This window comes from Nisaea sp. (assembly GCF_039990255.1).
Classification (GTDB): domain Bacteria; phylum Pseudomonadota; class Alphaproteobacteria; order Thalassobaculales; family Thalassobaculaceae; genus Nisaea.
Map to the genome: position 1 here is coordinate 56,055 of NZ_JBDXGG010000016.1, position 21,540 is coordinate 77,594.

Annotated in this window: 17 protein-coding genes; 12 read left to right on the forward strand and 5 right to left on the reverse strand. The window is 58.5% G+C overall.

Annotated features, from left to right (window positions below; all coding sequences use genetic code 11):
- Positions 1-195 precede the first annotated feature (195 nt).
- From ABJ076_RS09615 to ABJ076_RS09650, 8 genes are all read left to right on the forward strand, one after another.
- Positions 196-1,197: a GlxA family transcriptional regulator gene (locus ABJ076_RS09615; RefSeq protein ID WP_348193908.1), complete on the forward strand. Its 1,002-nt coding sequence runs from the start codon at positions 196-198 to the stop codon at positions 1,195-1,197.
- Positions 1,198-1,296: 99 nt separating this feature from the next.
- The gene (locus tag ABJ076_RS09620; protein WP_348193906.1) at positions 1,297-1,983 is read left to right on the forward strand and encodes an AzlC family ABC transporter permease; all 687 of its coding nucleotides are present in this window, start codon (positions 1,297-1,299) and stop codon (positions 1,981-1,983) included.
- Positions 1,973-2,302 carry an AzlD domain-containing protein gene (locus ABJ076_RS09625; protein WP_348193904.1) on the forward strand — a complete coding sequence of 110 codons (330 nt, stop codon included), beginning with the start codon at positions 1,973-1,975 and terminating at the stop codon, positions 2,300-2,302. The genes ABJ076_RS09620 and ABJ076_RS09625 overlap by 11 nt, the downstream gene beginning before the upstream one ends.
- A 74-nt stretch (positions 2,303-2,376) precedes the next feature.
- Entirely contained in the window at positions 2,377-3,603 is a 1,227-nt protein-coding gene (locus tag ABJ076_RS09630) for a hypothetical protein (RefSeq protein WP_348193902.1), read from the forward strand.
- A 120-nt stretch (positions 3,604-3,723) separates the two neighbouring features.
- Positions 3,724-5,616 carry a propionyl-CoA synthetase gene (locus tag ABJ076_RS09635; protein WP_348193900.1) on the forward strand — a complete coding sequence of 631 codons (1,893 nt, stop codon included), beginning with the start codon at positions 3,724-3,726 and terminating at the stop codon, positions 5,614-5,616.
- 158 nt (positions 5,617-5,774) lie between these two features.
- Positions 5,775-6,341 (forward strand): RNA polymerase sigma factor, encoded by a 567-nt coding sequence (locus tag ABJ076_RS09640; protein ID WP_348198419.1) that lies wholly within the window; start codon positions 5,775-5,777, stop codon positions 6,339-6,341.
- A 72-nt stretch (positions 6,342-6,413) separates the two neighbouring features.
- Positions 6,414-7,400 (forward strand): FecR family protein, encoded by a 987-nt coding sequence (locus ABJ076_RS09645; RefSeq protein ID WP_348193897.1) that lies wholly within the window; start codon positions 6,414-6,416, stop codon positions 7,398-7,400.
- Positions 7,401-7,543: 143 nt separating this feature from the next.
- A complete protein-coding gene (locus ABJ076_RS09650) occupies positions 7,544-9,832 on the forward strand; it encodes a TonB-dependent receptor (RefSeq protein ID WP_348193895.1) in 2,289 nt (762 codons plus the stop codon).
- Positions 9,833-9,939: 107 nt separating this feature from the next.
- Here the strand turns inward: ABJ076_RS09650 and ABJ076_RS09655 are convergent, their stop codons facing one another.
- From ABJ076_RS09655 to ABJ076_RS09675, 5 genes are all read right to left on the reverse strand, one after another.
- Complete coding sequence (locus ABJ076_RS09655) at positions 9,940-11,040, reverse strand: oligopeptide/dipeptide ABC transporter ATP-binding protein (protein ID WP_348193893.1); 1,101 nt, start codon at positions 11,038-11,040, stop codon at positions 9,940-9,942.
- The gene (locus ABJ076_RS09660; RefSeq protein WP_348193891.1) at positions 11,033-12,013 is read right to left on the reverse strand and encodes an ABC transporter ATP-binding protein; all 981 of its coding nucleotides are present in this window, start codon (positions 12,011-12,013) and stop codon (positions 11,033-11,035) included. The genes ABJ076_RS09655 and ABJ076_RS09660 overlap by 8 nt, the downstream gene beginning before the upstream one ends.
- Positions 12,013-12,966 (reverse strand): ABC transporter permease, encoded by a 954-nt coding sequence (locus tag ABJ076_RS09665; protein WP_348193889.1) that lies wholly within the window; start codon positions 12,964-12,966, stop codon positions 12,013-12,015. The genes ABJ076_RS09660 and ABJ076_RS09665 overlap by 1 nt, the downstream gene beginning before the upstream one ends.
- Before the next feature lie 7 nt (positions 12,967-12,973).
- Positions 12,974-13,960 carry an ABC transporter permease gene (locus ABJ076_RS09670; protein ID WP_348193887.1) on the reverse strand — a complete coding sequence of 329 codons (987 nt, stop codon included), beginning with the start codon at positions 13,958-13,960 and terminating at the stop codon, positions 12,974-12,976.
- Between the two features lie 86 nt (positions 13,961-14,046).
- On the reverse strand, positions 14,047-15,630 hold the full coding sequence (locus ABJ076_RS09675; RefSeq protein WP_348193885.1) for an ABC transporter substrate-binding protein: 1,584 nt from the start codon (positions 15,628-15,630) through the stop codon (positions 14,047-14,049).
- A gap of 367 nt (positions 15,631-15,997) precedes the next feature.
- On the opposite strand from ABJ076_RS09675, the gene ABJ076_RS09680 reads away from it, so the two are divergent.
- The 4 genes from ABJ076_RS09680 (at position 15,998) to ABJ076_RS09695 (ending at position 21,540) form a co-directional block, all read left to right on the forward strand.
- Complete coding sequence (locus ABJ076_RS09680) at positions 15,998-17,386, forward strand: aspartate aminotransferase family protein (RefSeq protein WP_348193883.1); 1,389 nt, start codon at positions 15,998-16,000, stop codon at positions 17,384-17,386.
- Positions 17,387-17,646: 260 nt separating this feature from the next.
- Positions 17,647-19,542: a hypothetical protein gene (locus tag ABJ076_RS09685; RefSeq protein WP_348193881.1), complete on the forward strand. Its 1,896-nt coding sequence runs from the start codon at positions 17,647-17,649 to the stop codon at positions 19,540-19,542.
- 7 nt (positions 19,543-19,549) lie between these two features.
- Positions 19,550-20,104 (forward strand): hypothetical protein, encoded by a 555-nt coding sequence (locus tag ABJ076_RS09690; RefSeq protein ID WP_348193879.1) that lies wholly within the window; start codon positions 19,550-19,552, stop codon positions 20,102-20,104.
- Positions 20,105-20,268: 164 nt separating this feature from the next.
- Positions 20,269-21,540 (forward strand): sarcosine oxidase subunit beta family protein, encoded by a 1,272-nt coding sequence (locus ABJ076_RS09695; protein ID WP_348193953.1) that lies wholly within the window; start codon positions 20,269-20,271, stop codon positions 21,538-21,540.

Below are 21,540 nucleotides of genomic sequence, written 5' to 3' on the forward strand. Positions count from 1 at the left end.
AAACCATAATCAAAATCGCCTATTACCGACCCAGTGTCCCGCTGCCGACATAGCTAGAGCCAGAGCCACTCGAAAACATATATCAACGCCTTATTTTCATTGCTCCGGGGCACAGACTTGGTTTTATCCTTTTACCGACAAAAAAGACGGGGCACGAAATAAGCAAGCTCCGTGCGGTGGAGAGTATGGCCAAATATGTTCGACGACCCAAATGACGCTCCGCTTACAATCGATTTTTTCCTGACGCCGAATTTCTCGCTGCTGCCTTTTACTGCGGCTGTAGAACCCCTGCGCTCCGCCAATCGAATGGCTGGGAAAACCCTCTATCACTGGCGCGTGCTCAGCGAAGATGGCAATCCCGTTCAGGCCAGCAACGGCGTCGAAGTTAATACCGTCGGAACACTCTATGATCTCAAGAATTCCGACGCAGTCATCGTCGCCGCCGGAATCGACGCCCAGCACTATCGTAACGACCGTGTATTAGGCGCCCTTCGTCGGCTATCCCGTCAGGGCGCCGCCATCGGTTCGGTCTGCACCGGCGCCCATGTCCTGGCCCGGGCTGGCTTGCTGGAAGACCGGCGCTGCACCATCCACTGGGAAAACCTTGGCGGCTTTACCGAAGAATTTCCCGAGATCGAGGTAACGTCGGACCTGTTCGAGATCGATCGGGACCGCTTCACCTGCTCAGGCGGTACCGCCGCGCTCGACATGATGTTGCACCTGATCGCCAAGCAGCACGGCTTCAAGCTGGCGAACGAGGTCTCCGAGCAATTCATCCATGACCGCATCCGCGAGCCACATGATCATCAGCGCATGGAGCTACGGGCCCGCCTTGGCGTGAGCCATCCGAAACTGATCAACGTGATCGCCGAGATGGAGGCCAACCTGGAAGAGCCGCTGAGCCAGACCGCGCTGGCGGACAAAGCCGGGCTTTCCACCCGGCAACTGGAGAGGCTGTTCAGGAAATATCTCTCCAGCACGCCAACACGCTATTACCTCAATCTTCGTCTGCAACGTGCCCGCCAGCTGCTGGCCCAGACCAGCATGTCGATCCTGTCGGTCGCACTTGCGTGCGGTTTCGTCTCCGCCAGCCACTTCTCGAAATGCTACCGGGAATGTTTCGGCCGGACCCCCCGTGCCGAGCGCGCGGTCAGGCACGATGCGCCAACGCTGGTCATGCAGAAGCTCGCCGGCTGAGTTCAACAGGTTACCTCGCCTAATTGCATCGCAACAAAATCTCGTTTGACCTGCACCGCCGCCGGACGCACACCTAGCCGGTAAGGAGCGGGATTTACGATGACCACGACCACATTCTCTTCAACCGGCATGCGCACAGGCGCGTTCCAGATCTGGCCAATCGCCATCAGCGGCTTCTTCTTTGCCGTCGCGGTTGGCGTGATCAGCCGCAATGTGGGGATGACCTGGCTGGAGGCCGTCACCATGAGTGGCGTCGTGTTCGCCGGTGCCTCTCAGGTCGCGATCATCGACCTCTGGCAGGACCCGCTTCCGCTGCTTGTTATCGCCATCACGACTCTCGGCATCAATTCCCGCATGCTGCTGATGGGCGCGTCGATCCGCGAATGGTTCGAACCGCTGCCCCGCCACCTCACCTGGATCAGCCTGTTCTTCCTGACTGATGCGAACTGGGCCGTCGCGATTTCAGAGCGCCGGAAAGGCGCGACGGATGCCGGAATTCTCCTCGGCTCGGGTATAGCACTCTGGTTTAGCTGGGTATTCGGCACCGGACTCGGGCATGCGCTCGGCGCCGCGCTCGACCCGAAGGCACTGGCCTTCGACGTGCTGCTGCCGGCCTTCTTCGTCATCATGATCAAACCGATCTGGACCGGCAGGAAACAAATTCTACCCTGGGCCGTGGCTGCCGCCGGCGCGATCCTGGCCAATGAGTTCGTTCCGGGCGAAGCCCATGTTGTCATCGGCGGCATCGCCGGCTCTCTGGTTGGAGGCCTGCTCCGTGAACGCTGATTTTCTTGCCCCTTACCTCGCGTTCGATGGAACTGCGCTGATTGCCATCCTGCTCATGGGAGCGGTGACCTACTTCACCCGGATCGGCGGCTTCCTGATGATGCGCTGGGTCCCGGAGGGCGGATTCGTATCGCGCTGGCTCGCCGCCATCCCGGGGGCTGTACTGGTCGCGATCCTGGCACCGACGATCTGGCATACCGGCTGGCTGGAACGTGCGGCCTTGGTCATTGTCGCCGCGCTCTCGCTGCTTGGCGCCAATCCGCTCATTGCGGTTGCCGTCGGCACCGCGAGTGTCGCGGTGGCGCGCGCCCTGTTCTAGCCGAACAGCCAAGATTGCCTTGCATCGCATAGATCAGGCAAACTCCCGGCACCATGAACTGGATGGAAGCCCGCATGCAGACCGAAGAAGCGGAGCTGCTGGCTCTGACGGAAGACACCTCGGCCAACAAAGCTGATCTCACGGCCATCCTAATCGACCTGTCTTCCATTCCACATATCGACGATCCGATTTTTTTCAGGACGTTAATCGCGCGCATTGACGCGGTCCCGAAAGATGGTAAGTCCCGGATGTACCGGCTTTCGCACCATTTCCTCGCCATCGTCACCCCGGACGACCAGACCGACCTCGCCGTTCAGGCCGTCAACCGGCTTGATGCGTTCCTAAAGCGCAGCGGACGCGGCTCCGCACCGCATCAAGAATTCCACCTCTCGACCGAGTCCAGCAAGGTTGCGAAGATCTGCCGGAAGCTGATGTCCGAAATTGACCGGACACGAGATGCCAACAGCGATAGCGGCGAACTACAGAGCTTTATGCGGTTGTTCGAATCGCTCCGGAATGCCGATATCTCGAATTTGGTGCGCGAGCAGACGATCTGGGATCTTACCGATCTGCATAAGCCGATCTCCCTTGCCAGTGCACTCACAGTATCCATCGACGCCCTCGACGATATGTTCGGGCAGGATATCCGTGCAAACCCTTGGCTTTTCGAAAAGGTGATCGAAGTCGTCGATATCCGCATGCTCGACCACCTGGTTGAAGACCGCCTGAAAGCCGACAAGACCTACACAGTAAACGTGAACAGCACTGTGGTTTTAGAGAAAGAGCTGGACGAGGCCTTCGCCGACATTCCGATAAGCACCCGAAAGCGAATTACTCTCGAAGTGCCCTACGTCGAGGCACTGCATGAACGAGACGAGTTCGACCGCATGGTGAACGAACTCGAGCACGAGAAGTTCCCAATCGCACTAGACGGCGTCCGCTGGACATCCCTGACGAAACTCGAAGTCCCACCAGAGCGTTTCATCTATCTAAAAGTCATGTGGGACCGCCACTTGACCCCCGGCAACGAAACCGAATGGGCTACCTTCACGGAACGTGTGGAGAAGCTCGGCCCCGCGCGCTTCATCCTCTATAACTGCGTGGACGAGGCGGCGATCCCGGATCTGACCGCACTCGGCATCACCCTATTCCAAGGTCGCGGTGTCGAGAACTTCATTCGCCGCGATCGGGTCGAACTCCTGCATGCGAACGAAGCTGACCTGCAGCAAGAGCGGCTCGCTGACGAGACCAGTAAAATCGCTGGCAAGAAAGGAATTTTCGGCAAAACCCTCGGCAGATAGCGTCGACAGTCCGACATCACCACCACTGCGGCAATCTGGGACTTGATTTGCATCCCACGCCCGCCGACCATATCGGTGGATAACAAGTAAAAAGAACACCATCTAAGGGAGGCTCGGAATATGGGCCAGTTTGACGACGTCTATCGGCATTCGCTCGACGACCCGGAAGCTTTTTGGGGCGCAGCGGCCGATGACATTTTCTGGTTCAAGCGCTGGGACAAGGTCCTCGACGAAAGCAATCCGCCATTCTACCGCTGGTTCGCCGGCGGTACGACGAACACCTGCTACAACGCACTTGACCGGCATGTCGAAGAAGGCCGGGGCGACCAAGCGGCCCTGATCTATGACAGCCCGGTCACCAACACCAAGCAGAGTTTCTCCTACAGCGAGTTGACCGACAAGGTCGCCGCCTTTGCCGGCGTGCTCTCGAAATACGGTCTCGGCTATGGCGACCGGGTCATCATCTATATGCCGATGATCCCCGAAGCTGTGATCGCAATGCTGGCCGCCACCCGGATCGGCGCAGTGCATTCCGTCGTGTTCGGCGGCTTCGCCTCGAACGAGCTGGCGAAGCGGATCGACGATTGTGAGCCGAAGCTGATCGTCAGTGCTTCCTGCGGCATCGAGCCGGGCCGAACGGTCGCCTACATGCCGCTTCTCGACGGCGCCATCGAGATGGCGTCTCATAAGCCGGACCATTGTATCATCCATCAACGCCCGATGGCGGAAGCCACACTGACACCGGGCCGGGACATAGAGTGGAACGCCGCCCATGACGGCGTGGAGCCTGCGCCCTGTGCCGAAGTACTGGCCACCGACCCCGCCTACATCCTCTACACTTCTGGCACGACTGGCGTTCCCAAGGGTGTGGTACGTGCCACCGGCGGCCATATCGTTGCCCTCAAATGGTCGATGAAGAACATCTACGGTGTTGATCCGGGAGAAGTCTTCTGGGCAGCGTCAGACGTCGGCTGGGTCGTCGGACATTCCTATATTGTCTATGCGCCGCTTTTCCATGGCTGCACCACGATGCTGTACGAGGGCAAACCGGTCGGCACGCCGGATGCCGGTGCCTTCTGGAGAGTGATCTCCGAGCACAAGGTAAGCGCCATGTTCACCGCCCCGACCGCGATCCGGGCGATCAAGAAGGAAGATCCCGACGGCAAGCTTCTCCTAGATTACGACCTCAGCCACTACAAGGCCCAGTTCCTGGCAGGCGAGCGGTGCGATCCGGACACGCTGCACTGGTGCGAGGAGAAGCTGAAGGTCCCTGTGGTGGACCACTGGTGGCAGACCGAAACCGGCTGGCCGATCGCCTCAAACTGCCTCGGCATCGAGCAGCTTCCGGTGAAGGCGGGCTCACCCACACGGGCCGTGCCCGGCTGGGACGTGCAAATCCTGGATGAGGCGAACAACGAGATGAAACGCGGCGACATCGGCGCTATTTCCATCAAGTTGCCCATGCCGCCCGGCTCCCTGCCGACGCTCTGGCAGAACGACGATCGCTTCGTTGAGAGCTACCTCGCGGATTATCCCGGCTACTACAAGACCGGGGATGCAGGCTACATGGATGAGGACGGCTATCTCTATGTGATGAGCCGGACAGACGACATCATCAACGTCGCCGGACACCGGCTCTCCACCGGCGGCATGGAAGAGGTTCTGGCAGGCCATCCCGCCGTTGCCGAGTGCGCCGTGATCGGTGTCGCCGACCAGCTCAAGGGTCAGGTACCGCTCGGCTTTGTCGTCCTGAAGGACGGCGTGAACACGCCGAATGAGCAGATCCTGAAAGAGCTGGTGCAGATGGTACGGGACAAGATTGGCCCGGTGGCTGCCTTCAAGCAGGCCACCATCGTCAATCGCCTGCCGAAAACCCGCTCCGGCAAGATCCTGCGCGGCACCATGCAGAAAATCGCCGACGGACAGGACTATCCGATGCCCGCCACTATCGACGATGCATCGATCCTGCCCGAGATCAAAGGAGCACTTGAAGACATCGGTTACGCGAAATAGAAGCACCCTCAAATCTAAACCATGACCATACTTATTTGCGAATGACTCGCAATACAAATATAGTCATGGTTCAGCTGGGTGCCCGACTGTGCATTGGACTTTTGTTCGTGAACGGTACCGGCAGCGCGCGGGCCATCGTAAACGAATTGAATTGCACAATGTTAGAGTCGGTTCTGTTCAAAGCATTTCGCGAACACGAGAGCTCCTTGCTCCGTTTCCTCTGCAGCCGGATCGACTCTCCAACCATTGCAGCCGATATTCTCTACGATCTGCGTCTGAAACTTGCCGACGGCATAGATCAGACAAACGTGCGTGATCCTCGGGCGTATCTCTTTTCGATGGCCGCGAACCTGGCGACTGATCACCAGAGAGTGGAGCGCCGCCGACGCGAGATCCTGAAAGACGCATACGGGCCATCCTGGCAACAATCGGACGAGTTCACCCCTGAACGACATGCCATGGCCCGCGCCGAACTGGCCCACCTCGAGACTGTCATCAGAGACTTCCCAGCCCGGCGCCGGAAAATTCTCTATCTCTGCCGCTTCGACGGTATGAGTCAGAAAGAGATCGCGGATGAAATGGGATTAGGCATCACGACGGTCTACAAGGAATTGAAAACAGCAATGCTGCTCCTTCTAGATGCCCGAAAGCGGTTCCAATCCGGAAATACCGGCACCGACAATGACGCCTTCGCTCGTCAATCATCTGAGGGCGTCAACAAATAGGCGGAATAACCGGGCGGTTCCCGCGCGGACGTTCAACAATCAAGTAACCAGACCAGCAAGAGCATCGAACCCATGTCGGAAATGATCGACGAACAAGCGACCGATTGGCTGCTGCGACTGAATGAAGCGGATGCGACAGCGCAGGATTTCGACGCTTTCAATGCCTGGTGTGCAGACGATCCGAAGCACCGAGATGCCTATAACAAGATTGCCAGCCTTTGGTCCGATCTGGAGAGCATGGAACCCGCTATCGCCGGGTCCGATTCGGATCATATCCTTGCATTTCCGGCCAATCACGGGACCAGGGAACGGTCCGCAGCGGCCAAGCCCCAATTTGGCCGTGCGGGTTGGATTGGCGCGATTGCCGCCAGTATCGCCTGCCTCGTTGTCTTCTCCTCACTCAAAGCACCGCTATACTTCGCTGACCACAGCACAGCGACCGGCCAGCAATCGGTCATCCATCTTGAGGATGGCACTGTCGGTTATCTCAATACGGATACGGCAATCGATGTTTCCTTTGGCGCGGTAGGACGGCGGATAGAGCTTCTGAAAGGCGAAGCCCTATTCGAAGTCGCAAAAGATCCGGAGCGACCGTTCGAGATCACCGCGGGCAATGGGCGTTCCGTGGCGCTAGGAACCGCCTATGCCGTTCGTACTGACTTCCCTCGCTCCGGCGCGACCGCGGTGACGGTCGAGGAAGGTATCGTGTCCATCCGCACGGGATACGGCGAAGACACCACCTCTGTCGTCAATGCCGGCCAGCAAGTCAGCTATTCAGATGATGGTACGATCGCACCCGTTGCGAATGTTGATGTTTCGGATGCCCTTGCCTGGAAGCGCGGCCTCATATTATTCGACAACCTCTCTCTTCAGGATGCACTCGCCGAAGTGAATCGCTACACGCCCGGGCGGATTGTGTTGCTTGCAGAAAACCGCGCCTCGAAACGCGTGACCGCAACGCTGTCGATCAAGACTCTGGATGAAGGCCTCGAAGCTCTAGCATCGACCCAAAACCTAACAGTCCACAAAGTCTCTACCTATCTGACTCTGTTGTATTGATCCCGCAGTTTCACGACCCGCTTCACGAAAACCCAATTTTTCAGATTTTCTTGCACCGGCTCCCGACACCTCACTCGTCCCTTTAATGAGAGTAATGAGAATAGTTCCTATTTTCATTGCGCGCGCAACCAGGGGGATTTTAAGTGCGTTTGAAAACTGACCGAAGCCGGCGGCATGTCCGCTCGGCTGCCATGACCGGTGCCATGATGGGCGCCGTTATCGCAAGCTTTGCTAATACGGCATCCTTCGCAGCAACCGGAACCACACCGGACGGGCAAGTAACGCTGGCACAGGCAGGGGCCGCGTATGATTTCTCAATCCAGCCGCAATCGCTGACGACAGCGCTTGATCTCTTTGCCGCGCAAACCGGCATTTCCTTCGCCTACGGAACCGCAGAACTGGCCAGCATCGCTTCGGCTGGTCTGAGCGGAAACCACACCGTCGAGCAGGGCCTGAAACTCCTGCTGGGCGGGACGGGCATATCCTACCGGTTCACTGGCTCAACAACAGTCAGCCTGAAGGCTAAGGTACGGTCCAACTCGGACAGCGCCGTGCTGGAGCCGATCAGGGTCGTTGACACCCCCGGCCGCGGGGTCGGCCTCGGGCGGCACCCCTATGCGGCCGACGGCGCCAACTCTATCGAGATCGGTCCGGAAGACATTGCACGCCGGAATCCCGTTAATCTCCGCGACCTCTATGCCGGCGATTCAGCGGTCTCCGTCGGAGGCGGCGTTCCAGCCGCGCAGAAGGTCTATGTCAACGGCATCGAGGAAACGCAGCTCGCCGTAACGATTGACGGCAACCGGCAGAACAACAAGGTGTTCCACCATAATGGCACCAACCTGATTGACCCCAGTCTGCTGAAATCCGTGCGGGTCGATCCGGGCGTTGCTCCTGCAGATGCAGGCCCGGGCGCCCTTGGCGGCTCCATCGCCTACGAGACCGCGGATGTCTCGGATCTTCTCGAACCGGGCCGGGACTACGGAGGATTCGCAACGGGGAGTTACGAGACCAACGGGGACACCTTCATCAGCAGCCTTTCAGCCTACGGCAAGTCGAATGGCTTCGAAGCCCTAGGATATTTCAAACGAGGCACCGGGGACGATTATGAAGACGGTGCCGGGAATACCCTTAACGGCTCTGAGACCGATATCATGAGCTTTCTGGTCAAGGGCGGTTATGAATCCACAACCGGCCACCGGCTTGAACTCAGTGCGCAGGAATACCGCGACGATGCGCCTCGGCCATATCGCGCCAATATCGGCAGCCTAACCAACAGGCCCACGCAGACAACACGCAACTACGAGCTCAAGACCAAAAACTATGTACTGAATTACAGCCTCACAAACCCGACGGACCTGATTGACCCAATCATAACACTCGGGTTTTCCGAGGCTGAAATCAACGTCGCGGAGCCTTTCGACAGCGAAGGCCGGACAGGTGGCTGGACCGGCAAAATCGAGAACGATTTCCGGTTCGCCGACGTCAATGTGCTCACGGCTGGCGCGGACTTCTATCATAACTGGGCAAAATACGAAGATCCGAGCACGCCCGAGCTGGAAGAGAAGGCAACGAATTACGGTCTCTATGCACAGTTCCGGACACGGCCAATCGACAAGCTTTCCATCTCCGCCGGCGTGCGCGGGGACTATCAGGAGTTCGAAGGTGTCGGCGGGCGGAAATTCAATAATTCCGGCCTCAGCGGAAACATATCCGCCGAAGTTTTCGCGACCGATTACCTGAGCTTCAACGCGGGCTATTCGAATGCCTGGGGTGGTATCGATCTCCAGGAAACATACATCTTCAACCCATCCTGGGACTATGACGGCATCGAACCTGCCCGCTCGAACAGCTACACGGCTGGCCTGAAACTATCGCATGCCGGTTTCTTCGCCGATGCGGGGGTCTTTAAGACCGAAATCGAAGAAGCACGCGAGGCTACCTATAGCGGCGGACCCTACATCCCGTTCGACTTCTCCAGCAAAGGCTTCACACTGGGAGCGGGTTATAACTGGGGTGCCGGCTTCGTCCGGATGTCTTATATCGATGCCGATGTCGAAATCGATGGCGTCGCTGGGGATTCGGACACATTGCAATATTTCGGAACGCCGCTTGGCCGCGTTATCAATCTGGAAGCCGCTCACACGGTCGAGCAGTTCGCCCTAAGGGTCGGCGGTAATATCGAACTTGCATTGAAGAACGAAGATCTCGTCAGCCAGGGAAACCAGGCACTCGAAGCCTATGAAGTTGTGAATCTCTTCGCCGAACACTCCCCGGAATTCGCGGAGTTCCTAACCCTCAGGCTAGAAGCGAACAATGTTCTCGACGAAGACTATGCGGACCGCACGACATACGGACAGGAATTCTCCAATGTCGCACCAATGAACGAGCCCGGTCGCTCCTTCATGCTCTACGCGAAAGCGAAGTTCTAGGCACGCGACCGCCGTACAATGTAAACGTTCAGCGAGAAAGCTCTCTTACGAGTCTTTCTCGCTGAACCAATTCTGATTGAATAGATTTTTTCCAGAGAGCAAACGGATCAGGCGTTAAGCCCTTCCGGCACCTCCGGCTTACCCATGATTGGCACGTCCGGAATGCGGCCTTCCTCGATACCGTGGCAGGCAACAAGGGCCCCGTCATCGGTCGCTACCGGCTCCGGCCGCTCACTCAAGCAGCGGTCGTCCGCGAACGGACAGCGCGGGTGGAAGGCACAGCCTGAGGGCGGATTGATCGGGTTCGGGACTTCGCCCGCCACCGGCATCCGGTCGCGGCCGGACATCTCCAGATCCGGGATGGTGTCCAGTAGTAGCCGCGTATAGGGATGGCGCGGCTTGCTGAACAGTACATCCGACGGTGCGACTTCAGCCAAACGGCCGAGATACATTACCCCGACACGGTCGGAGACGTGGCAGACCACCGCGAGGTTGTGGCTGATGAAGAGATAGGTCAGCCCCAGTTCCTTCTGCAGTTCCCGCATCAGGTTGAGGATCTGGGCCTGCACCGACACGTCAAGTGCCGAGGTCGGCTCATCGCAAACCAGGAAGTCCGGCTCGCTCGCGAGGGCACGGGCGATGGACAGACGCTGACGCTGTCCGCCGGAGAATTCGTGCGGGTATTTATCGCCGTCTGCCGGCGCCAGGCCAACCTGGGTCAACAGCTTTCCAACGCGCTCCAGAACCTCGTCTGGACTGTCCGCTAGGTCGAAGGCGCGGATCGGCTCGGCAATGATATCACGGACCTTCCAGCGCGGATTGAGGCTGGCATAAGGATCCTGGAAGATCATCTGCAGGCGGCGTCTGATCGGCGCCATCTCCTTGCGCGAGCGGCCGGCAATATCCATGCCTTCGAACTCGATTGAGCCGCTGCTCGGCCCATGCAGGCCAACGATCAACTTTGCCACGGTAGATTTGCCGCAGCCGGATTCCCCGACGAGGCTGAAGGTCTCGCCCGCCTTGATCTCGAAATCGATGCCGTCGACAGCCTTCAGGATCTGTTTCGGCTGTCCTTCGAGCACCCTGTTGAGCCAAGGGGCGGAAACATCGAAATACCGCTTAAGCCCTTTGACCTCAAGGATCGGAACGCCGGGCTTCAGTTCATCGTGCGGAGCGGTTTCATGCGTTGCGGTCGCTGTCTCAGACATGGGCCGCCTCCTTGTCATAGAGCCAGCAGGCAACCTCTGTTCCATCGACATCAATCGGATCCGGCCGCTCCCTGAAGCAACGATCAATCGTTTTCGGGCAACGCGGATTGAAAGCACACCCTGTCGGTATGTTTGTCAGACGTGGCATTGAGCCCTCGATCTGGCGCAGTTTTTCATCGGTGTGCCCAATTACAGGAATCGACCCCATCAGGCCCTCTGTATAGGGATGCTTGGCTTGCTTCACGACCTGGCGCACAGGGCCGATCTCGGCAATGCGTCCGGCGTACATCACGGCCACCCGATCCGCCGTTTCAGCAATGACACCCATATCGTGCGTCACCAGCATGACCGCAGTCCCGTGATCCCGGCAGAGCTTCTTAAGCAGTGCGATGATCTGCGCCTGGATAGAAACGTCGAGCGCCGTCGTCGGCTCGTCCGCCACGACCAGCTTCGGGTTGACGCAGAGCGCAAGCGCGATGACGACGCGTTGGCGCATACCGCCCGAGAACTGGTGCGGATACTGATCGACCCGCTTTTCCGGTGCCGGGATACCGACCTCGGTCAGCAGCTCGATGGCACGCTCCCGGGCTTTCGTCGGAGTCATGTCCGTGTGGGTCATGATCGTCTCGGTAAGCTGCCGGCCGACCGTATAGAGCGGGTTGAGACTGGTCAGCGGGTCCTGAAAGATCGCTCCGATCTCGCGGCCGCGGATCTTGCGCATCTCTTCGTAGCCGAGATTATCGATCCGCCGTCCATTCATGACGATCTCGCCGCCAGCGACTCGTCCCGGCGGTTCCAGAAGGCCGATGATGGCTGCTCCGGTGAGGGATTTTCCGGCGCCGGATTCCCCGACCACGCCAAGCACTTCGCCTTCGTCGATGTGGAAAGACACATCGTCGATGGCCGTCAGCAAGCCCTTCCGCGTCGGAAACTCAATACGGAGGTTGTTGACTTCAAGAAGATGTTTCGACATCAGCGCAGCTTCGGGTTGAGGGCGTCGCGGAGCCAATCCCCGAGGAGATTGACGGCGAGCACGAGGACCGCCAGCGTCATTCCAGGGAAGATCGAGATCCACCAGAGGCCAGAGAACAGGAAATCGTTACCAATCTGGATCAGGGTGCCAAGCGATGGCTCGGTCGGCGGCATGCCAACGCCAAGAAAGGAGAGGGTCGCTTCCGTCAGGATCGCGAAGGCAAGCCCCAGCGTCGCGATGACAAGCACCGGCCCCATCACGTTCGGCAATACGTGCCTGATCATGATCAGGACAGGGTGAAGGCCAATGATTCGGGCCGCCTGGACATATTCCTTGTTCCGTTCAACCAGGGTAGAGCCGCGGACGGTACGGGCATACTGCACCCAGTTGGAAATGCCGATAGAGAGCACCAGAACCGGAATGATCATCGCTTCATGCTGCTCCCGATCCAGAATGCCGCGCATGATTCCGTCGATCAGAAGGGCAATCAGGATGGTTGGGAAAGAAAGCTGGATATCGGCGATCCGCATGATCACTGCGTCGACCTTGCCACCGATATACCCGGCAGCGAGACCGGCAGCGATCCCGATCACCGCGGACAGCACAACACTGGCGAAACCGACCAGCAGTGAGATCCTCATGCCGTAAAGAATGGTTGAGTAGATATCGCGGCCGAGATTATCCGTTCCAAGCAGGAAGCGGGCTTCTCCGTCCTCTGCCCAGGCCGGCGGCAGCTCGGAATCCATCAGGTCGATAGATGCCAGATCGAAAGGATTGTGTGGCGCGATGACCCCGGCGAACACCGCCGACAGGATAAGCAACAGTGTGACTACTGCCGCCGCCACTGTAAGAGGAGAATTCCGGAAGCTGTAGCAAAGCTCGTGATCCCAGATCCGATAGAGCAGGCTCGGCTTCGCGGAGGAGAGTTTGGGTGAGGTTGTATCAGTCATCATCCGGCCCTCAATGTCCGCCGCCGTGGCCTTCAACGCGCAAGCGCGGATCCACGACGTAGTAGAGAATATCGACAACCAGATTCAGAACGACGAAGAGGAAGGAAATCATCACCAGATAAGCAGACATCACGGGCAGGTCGACTTCCTGAATGGACTGCAAGAACAGGCGTCCCATGCCGGGCCACTGGAACACACTCTCGGTAATGATCGCAAAAGCGATCAAATTACCGAGCAACAGGCCGGTCACCGTGATCACTGGTACCAGCGTATTCTTCAGGGCGTGACCGAAATTCACCGCGCGGTTCGTAAGCCCGCGTGCCCGTGCGAACTTGATATAGTCCGTCCGCAGCACTTCCAGCATTTCCGCGCGGATCAGCCGCATGATCAGAGTCAAGGTGAACAAGCCAAGTGTCAGTGCTGGAAGAATGATCGCCTTCAAACCACTGACCGTCAGGAGACCCGTCGTCCAGCCGCCTGGCAGCGTGACGACATCGCCTCGCCCGAAGGAAGGCAGCCAGCCAAGCACAACGGCAAAGAGATAAATGAAAAGAATACCGATCAGGAAGGTCGGCACGGATATTCCGACCAGCGACAGGGTCAGCATCGCCTTGCTGCTCCACCGGTTCCTGTAGAGCCCTGTATAAACTCCTGCCGGCAGGGCGAGCGCAAAGGCAATCACGGCGGAAACCATGCTGAGCTCTATGGTTGCAGGCAACCGTTCAAGCAGCAGGTCGGTAACCGGTGATTTGTGCTGGTAGGACAAGCCAAATTCGAGCTGCGCGGCGTTCACGACGAACTTCCCGAAACGAATGATCAGCGGATCATTCAGGCCGAGCCGCTCTCGCAGGGCTTCGCGCTCCGCTATCGGCGTGTCAATCCCGACCATCTGGTTCACGGGATCGCCGAGAAATTGGAACATGAAAAAGGCGACGAGGCCGACCACCAGCATCACAAGGACGGATTGGGCCAGCCGACGAAGAATGAATGCAACCATAAACGGTCACGCTTTCCGACAGGTTAGCAGATCTCTCAAAAGGCAGGGGCCGGTCCTGAGACCGGCCCTCACCAGGCGTCCGTGAATTACTTCACGTTTACGTAGTAGAAGCGGAACTGATTGTCAGCACGCTGCCTCAGTTCGACTTTATCGTTCTTGCCCCAGGCGAGCGCCTGCTGGTGCAGCGGAACGGTGGCAACTTCGGATGTCGAGATCTTGAAGGCTTCCTCGATCATCGCATCGCGCTTTGCCTTGTCCGTTTCGACACCGATCATATCGGTCAACTCGTCGACCCGTGCATTGCTGTAGCCAGAGTAGTTATACGGGCCACGGCCTTCTTCCGGCGTCGGCGTGTTCAGCAGGTTGAACAGAACGTTCCAGGAGTCGAAGCTGCCCGGCGTCCAACCCAGCAGGCCGAACGCGTAATCGCTGCCGCCCTTCGGATTGATAGCCGCGAAATACTTCGCCTTTGGCTGCGCTACCAGGGAAGACTTGATACCGACCTTGGCAAGCATGGAGACGATAGCCTGACAGATCTGCTCGTCGTTGACATAGCGGTCGTTCGGGCAATCCATCCGGGTTTCGAACCCGTCCGGATAACCGGCCTCGGCCAATAGAGCCTTAGCTTTGTTCCGATCGTACGGCAGACGCTGGAAGCCTTCGGACTTATCGAACAGCTTCGGCGAGATCATGATCGCGGACGGATCAGAGAGACCACGCATGATCTTCTTCTTGATCGCCTCGATATCGATCGCGTGATACACGGCTTGACGGACCTTAAGGTCCTTGAACGGGTTCTTGCCCTTGACGTTGGAATAGAGCAACTCGTCACGGAACATATCGAAGAACAGGAAGATGGTGCGCAGCTCCGGGCCGACCAGCACGCTGGTGCCGTCGTTGCTGTTCACCCGCTTGATGTCCTGCACCGGCACCGGATAGACCATGTCGACTTCGCCGGACAGCAGTGCTGCGACGCGGGTCGCGTCCTGGCCGATCGGGGTCATGATGACTTCGGTCAGGTTGTGCTGCGGCTTGTCCCACCAGTCCTTGAACGGCACCATGACGGTTTTCACGTCGGTCTGACGTTCCGTGATGGTGAACGCACCGGTACCGTTTTCGTGGTGAGCCGCGTAGCTCTCGACACCCGTGGACGTGTTCGTCGGGGTGGTCGCGCCATTGGCCTCTGACCACTCCTTGTCCATGATGAACCATGTGTCCCACTCGTAATAGATAATGGGATTCGGCTTCGCGGTGATGAAATCAACGGTGTGGTCGTCAACCTTGATGACTTCGGTGATACCGACAACGCGGCCGCGCAGGTTCGCGTCCTCGTTGTTCGTCCGCTCGAAAGAGAACAGGACGTCGTCCGCGTTGAAGTCATTTCCGTTGTGGAACTTGACGCCTTTGCGGAGATGGAACCGCCAGCGGGTCGGCTCAAGGTTTTCCCACTTGGTCGCAAGACCCGGCTCGAACTTGAGATCCGCGTCACGACGGACCAGGCCCTCGTAGATGTTTCCGAGGAAACCGAGGGAAAAGGTCACGTTGTGGGCATGTGGATCAAGAGTTGTCGTATCTGTTTGGAATCCCCATTTAAAGGTCTTCGCCTCGGCGAAACCTCCGGAAGCGACAACAGCTGCCGCGACCGCAAGGGCGGTGAATGCTTTACGCATGAAAAGCTCCCCAATGATGCCTCTGTCGCGCCCGATGCAGACCCTTCTGTAACTTTCGAGATCTCGATAAGGGCGCGGCCCGGCAGAAACGAGTGGCCGGGATCAATGCATAAAACCCTCTCGCTTTGGTGGCGTCAATGACATTGATGCCTAGGGAACCCTTAGAAAAACAGCGCCGAAACGCACAACGCGAAATAGCATAGCTCGCATATTACCTATGCTTCAGTGCAGTGCAGCATAGGTAATAGAGTTCGCCGATTCGTTTCCTGTTACGGATCGCGGACTGGCTTTTCAAGCCAAATTGGCGTGCTATGCTGCTCTTCAGTCCCCACGGCCTGTTCAGCGCCGTTCCCGAAGGAGAATCGCTATGACTTTTCAGCCGAATTCACCGGCGGCGCGCGACGTCGCTTATGTGCTTCACCCCTACACGAACTTCGAGGCTCATGAAGAAAAGGGCCCGATGATCATCGAACGCGGGGAAGGCATCTACGTCTATGATGATGCCGGCAAGAAATATATCGAAGGCATGGCTGGCCTCTGGTCGACCTCCCTCGGCTTCAATTCAGAGCGCCTGAAACAGGCTGCCATGAAGCAGTTCGATACCCTGCCCTACTATCATACCTTTGCGCACAAGGCGCACCTGCCGAGCATCGACCTCGCTGAGAAGCTGATCTCCAAGATGCCTGTGCCGATGTCCAAGGTGTTCTTCAACAATTCCGGCTCGGAAGCGAACGACACCGCGATCAAGATCGTCTGGTATTTCAACAATGCACTCGGCCGGCATCACAAGAAGAAGATCATCGGTCGTGTGAACGGCTATCACGGGATCACGCTGGCGGCAGCAAGCCTGACCGGCCGCTCGATGAACCATCGCGGCTTCGACGCGCCACTTGAAAACTTCATCCATACGGACGAGCCGCACCATTATTCACAATGCAAGCCGGGTGAGAGCGAGGAAGACTTCGCGACCCGTCTCGCTGAGAACCTTGAGAACCTGATCGTCGAAGAAGGCCCGGACACAGTAGCCGCCTTCTGGGCAGAGCCCGTGATGGGTGCTGGCGGCGTCATCGTTCCGCCGAAAACCTATTTCGAGAAGATCCAGAAGGTCCTCAACAAGTACGACATTCTGTTCGTTGCCGACGAAGTGATCTGCGGGTTCGGACGGACCGGCAATTACTGGGGTTCCGAGACCTTCGACATGAAACCGGACATTCTGGTCTGCGCGAAGGCCTTGTCTTCCAGCTACCTGCCGATCTCCGCGACCATCATCAACGACAAAGTCTACGAGCCGGTGAAGAAAGCCAGCGCCGAACTCGGCGCCTTCGGCCATGGCTACACCTATTCCGGCCACCCGGTCTGTGCCGCCGTCGCCCTCGAGACGATGAAGATCTACGACGAGGAAAACATCGTCGGCAAGGTGCAGGATGTTGCCCCTCACTTCCAGAAGGGCATCCGTTCTTTCGCCGACCATCCGCTGGTTGGCGAAGCCCGCGGTGTAGGCCTTCTCGGTGCCATCCAGGTGATGCAGGACAAGAGCACGAAGAAGCCGTTCGAAGCATCCGCCGGCGTCGGCCCGATGATCGCCAATCTGGCGACCGAGGAAGGCCTGATGCTCCGAGCCGTCGGCGACAGCATCGCCTTCTGCCCGCCATTGATCATCACCGAACCCCAGATCGACGAAATGTTCGCATGCTTCAGGCGCGGCCTTGACCGTGCGCTCGACCATCTGCGCAAGGAAGGCCAGGCCGTCGCCTGACGTTAAGCGAAAGATCAATTGGAAAGGGCTGGCTTTTTGCCGGCCCTTTTTCTTGTTTTTCCAAGACTTCTATCATTCAAACTCCGTCACCCTCGACAGCCGCGTATGGTAACGTATTGGTGGCTGCCACATTCGCGACCAACAAGCACTACCGGAAGCGCCCAAGCCAGCCGGTCATTCGCCAAGCATCCCAACAAGTTGCTATTTCCCGCTATTTTCGCTTATCGTCGCTTCAAGCGTTTTGCATTTGGAGTTTCAATATGTCGGCACCTGACAATCCCGACGGTAAGAAGAATCCCAAAAAGACGTCAAACGCCAACCAACCGGAAACTACAGCTTCTGAGAGCGAAGACGCCAACGCGTCCGAGGAAAAGAAGCCTGTTGCAGCAAGCAAAGAAGCTGCATCAGAAACCGGCAGCAACAAAGAACAACCGCCCAAGCCAGAGCTTTCCGCCACGAAGGACCCGTCGGCCAACAGGTCGGCCGACGGGTCCAAACCGCAACAGCGCTCGAAGCGTGCGTTACGCGGAGTCGCAGCCGCAATCGCGGTGCTCCTGGTGGGCGGTCCAGCGCTGTTCGCATGGTGCTTGTCGGAAACATCCCCGACCCTCGGTATCACTGTCGTGCCTAGCGGTGGATCTGTAGCCTGCCCGGAGATAGCCGGACACTTCGAGGATTGCTATCTCTCCGAAGAGGTAACCGTTTCGGCCCCTGCCGCAGCAGAGAAAACCGGGATTGCAAAGTTCTGCTGTGATTTTGTGGTCGACCGGACACTGGCGATTGCCGCCACGTACATGGATACCTCCGGCAATCTGCCCGGAACGCTGACTGCAGACAGTAGCGCATTGTCGCTGCGGGATGGCACCCGGCTCACTGGTGATCCGGTCCTTCTTGTCGGCGGCAAAATTCCTTCGCGCTCCATGACCGTGTCCGCAGAGCCCGTATTCTCCATGCCCCTGCTTGAACACGTAGAAACGCTTCTGGGTCAATCGACCGGGATTTCGGTTGCGGGACTGGCAGCCGCCATCTCCCCTCAATCCGCCGAAACCTCACGCAGCGAGAATGATATCCCGTTGACAGAAGGCGGCACGATGGTCCGGGTTTCCAGCGGTTCATCTGATTTTCAGCAGCTCAGCATCCGGGCGCGAACCTCCGCCTCCCTGCTCTTCTCCGACGTCCTTTCACGTGGCAAGAATGCCGGACAGATACTCACTGCCCCCGGCGCTTTGCCAGCCGATTCAGGCGGATGGCTGATACGCAGAATCGACTCTGTCGGGCCGTCCGACGCAACCGGCATTCGGGCTGCCCATGACGCCCTGCAGTCGCAATCGGTAGCACGTCAGGAAACAAGCGAAGAAGCCGTCGCCGCACAACAGCAGGCAGGCCGCGCCTGCATCGCATTCTATGGCGCTCTACGTCAGAACTTCAGCCGCTTTGATGCGGCGGTTGCCACCTATTTAACGGCCAGACCGACCGGCCTGTTGACCGCACTTTCACCGGTTGACCGAGACGGCTGTAAGGATCCCGACGCCATCCCGCTTTCCGAGGAGCTTGCCGCCGACTGGCAGGCTCTGGATGCTCCAGTGGTCGACCTTGTGATGGTGCCCGATTCCGAGCCGAAAATGGAGTTGGACACGACCGATCATGAGATCGTCAAGAAACTGCTGCTGGACTTTGCTTCGGCCGCCAAGAGCGGCGCCCGGCTTCAGGACATCGAGGCCGCCATCAACGATCCTGTCGCTATCCGCTTCGGCCGCACTGGCGAGGCGGCATCCGGGTCGCGTGACTCCGTCTTGCGTATGCTGCATCAGCAGTGGACCCATGTCGGGTGCTGGATCTACGCGGCGCCTAACGGCAACGGCGGGATGGCGATGATGCTGGCGGAAGCGCAATATCCTTATCTCAATCGCATCGTGCTCGGCTTTGACGCTGGCGGCCTGGTTCAAAAGGTCGAGGTAACCGGCGTCACATTCGATGATATCCTGCGCTTCAAGGCCGCCAACCGCGGCCACGGTTGCCAGGAATTCCTGAACCCTGTCCGACTTGCCGATTATCGGGACTGGTACGCGGATAACCCGGTGGGTGTAGCAACGCCTTCTGACCATGCTGAACGGCTTTTCCATGAGGGCCTGAAGCGAAAGTTTCGTCTGAACTAACCAATTGATGGATATGTCTGATGAAGACCGTCTCGTCCCGAACCTAGATGGCACGAGGCGCGGCGGGTTGATATCCGCTATCGAGCTTTCGCGCGACACTCCCGCGGTGCGGCCAGCCCTTCACATGCTGGAGCGCTGGGAAAGCTGGACCGGAGAGGGGCTGCCTTTGCGTGCACACTTTCCGCCGGAGAGTTTCGGTACGCTGATGGGCCGCATTTCTCTGCTGGATCCTGTCGATGATTGTGCTGATTTCATCTACCGGATTTATGCGGTTATTGCCGCGAACAAGGGAGGCACGGATCTTACAGGCACGCGGATCGGCGACATGCCTTATCGGGATTATGCCACCGCTCTGATTCAGCAAAGTCGGCAATGTCTGACGTCAGGAAAACCCACAATTCATGAGAACCGTTTCATCTGGCGCAATCGGACATACGGAATTTGCTGCCTCCGTCTGCCAATTCGCGACAAAATCGACGGGCATGACATGCTGATGGTGATCGACCTGCATTCTAATCCAGACAAGCGACCGGACACAGCGGATTACATTCCGAATCTCTGAACATCCCGGCTCTGGAGTAAAAGAACCCGTCCGGCCTGTTCCAGTGGCGTCACCGCAGGTCGGGCCGGAACAACAGGGGCTGGACAGCTGCGATTACCGTCCGGATCATTCTGGCATTATTTAGGTCCTATGGGGGCATGGCGATGAAAGGTTCCGCGAACGGCATGCGGGCACTGAGGGGCGGGTCGTCCCGCTACTCGATCTTCGCACTGGCGCGCAACGCGCTCAGCTATCACGAGAACTGGCAAAAGGCCTGGCGTTCGCCGGAACCGAAGCCCGAGTACGACGTGATCATTGTCGGCGGCGGTGGCCATGGCCTCGCGACCGCCTACTACCTCGCCTCCGTACACGGCATCAAGAATATCGCCGTGGTCGAAAAGGGCTGGGTCGGCGGCGGCAATACCGGCCGGAACACCACCATCATCCGTTCCAACTATCTCTGGGACGAAAGCGCGGGAATCTATGAGCACGCGCTGAAGCTCTGGGAAGGCATGAGCCAGGAGCTGAATTTCAACGTCATGTTCTCCCAGCGCGGCGTGCTGACGCTAGCGCATTCGGAACATGAGCTGAAGGAAATGCGCCGCCGGGTAGAGGCCATCCGCCTGAACGGCATCGACAGCGAAGTGATGAGCCCGGCCCAGATCAAGCAACTGGTGCCAATCATCGATACCAATCCCGGCATTCGCTACCCGGTGATGGGCGGCTTCATCCAGCGCCGAGGCGGGACAGCCCGGCACGATGCCGTGGCCTGGGGCTATGCCCGTGCGGCCGACGATCTCGGCGTCGACATCATCCAGAATTGCGAGGTCACCGGTATCCTGCGCGACGGCGGCAAGGTTACCGGCATCGAGACCAGTCGCGGTACCATCAAGGCGAAGAAGGTCGGTGTTGTTACCGCCGGTCATTCCGGTGTCGTCGCCTCCATGGCCGGGCTGAACCTGCCGATCGACTCCCGCCCGTTGCAGGCGCTTGTCTCCGAGCCGATCAAGCCTTGCATCGACACGGTCGTGATGTCGAACGCCGTGCATATGTATATCAGCCAGTCCGACAAGGGCGAGCTGGTGTTTGGTGCGGGTGTCGATGCCTACAACTCCTACAGCCAGCGCGGCAGCATTCCGACGGTGGAAAGCCTGCTGGCGGCTGCGGTTGAGCTGTATCCCATCGTCTCGCGTCTGCGGGTGCTGCGGACCTGGGGCGGCATCGTCGACACCTGCCCGGACGCCTCACCGATCATTTCAAAGACGCCCGTCGACGGTCTCTATTTCAATTGCGGCTGGGGTACCGGCGGCTTCAAGGCAACGCCGGGTTCCGGCCATGTCTTCGCCGACCTGATCGCCAAGGACGCGCCTAACGCCATCGCCGCGCCATTTAGCCTGAAACGGTTCGAGACCGGCTACCTGATAGACGAGCACGGTGCCGCCGGCGTCGCGCACTAG

Excerpts from the sequence above, each read along its gene's own strand:
- ABJ076_RS09640 (WP_348198419.1), top strand. The coding sequence starts at position 5,775 with ATGTTAGAGTCGGTTCTGTTCAAAGCATTTCGCGAACACGAGAGCTCC.
- ABJ076_RS09670 (WP_348193887.1), bottom strand. The coding sequence starts at position 13,960 with ATGGTTGCATTCATTCTTCGTCGGCTGGCCCAATCCGTCCTTGTGATG.
- ABJ076_RS09660 (WP_348193891.1), bottom strand. The coding sequence starts at position 12,013 with ATGTCGAAACATCTTCTTGAAGTCAACAACCTCCGTATTGAGTTTCCG.
- ABJ076_RS09685 (WP_348193881.1), top strand. The coding sequence starts at position 17,647 with ATGTCGGCACCTGACAATCCCGACGGTAAGAAGAATCCCAAAAAGACG.
- ABJ076_RS09620 (WP_348193906.1), top strand. The coding sequence starts at position 1,297 with ATGACCACGACCACATTCTCTTCAACCGGCATGCGCACAGGCGCGTTC.
- ABJ076_RS09615 (WP_348193908.1), top strand. The coding sequence starts at position 196 with ATGTTCGACGACCCAAATGACGCTCCGCTTACAATCGATTTTTTCCTG.
- ABJ076_RS09690 (WP_348193879.1), top strand. The coding sequence starts at position 19,550 with ATGGATATGTCTGATGAAGACCGTCTCGTCCCGAACCTAGATGGCACG.
- ABJ076_RS09675 (WP_348193885.1), bottom strand. The coding sequence starts at position 15,630 with ATGCGTAAAGCATTCACCGCCCTTGCGGTCGCGGCAGCTGTTGTCGCT.
- ABJ076_RS09680 (WP_348193883.1), top strand. The coding sequence starts at position 15,998 with ATGACTTTTCAGCCGAATTCACCGGCGGCGCGCGACGTCGCTTATGTG.
- ABJ076_RS09695 (WP_348193953.1), top strand. The coding sequence starts at position 20,269 with ATGCGGGCACTGAGGGGCGGGTCGTCCCGCTACTCGATCTTCGCACTG.
- ABJ076_RS09645 (WP_348193897.1), top strand. The coding sequence starts at position 6,414 with ATGTCGGAAATGATCGACGAACAAGCGACCGATTGGCTGCTGCGACTG.
- ABJ076_RS09630 (WP_348193902.1), top strand. The coding sequence starts at position 2,377 with ATGCAGACCGAAGAAGCGGAGCTGCTGGCTCTGACGGAAGACACCTCG.
- ABJ076_RS09635 (WP_348193900.1), top strand. The coding sequence starts at position 3,724 with ATGGGCCAGTTTGACGACGTCTATCGGCATTCGCTCGACGACCCGGAA.
- ABJ076_RS09655 (WP_348193893.1), bottom strand. The coding sequence starts at position 11,040 with ATGTCTGAGACAGCGACCGCAACGCATGAAACCGCTCCGCACGATGAA.
- ABJ076_RS09665 (WP_348193889.1), bottom strand. The coding sequence starts at position 12,966 with ATGATGACTGATACAACCTCACCCAAACTCTCCTCCGCGAAGCCGAGC.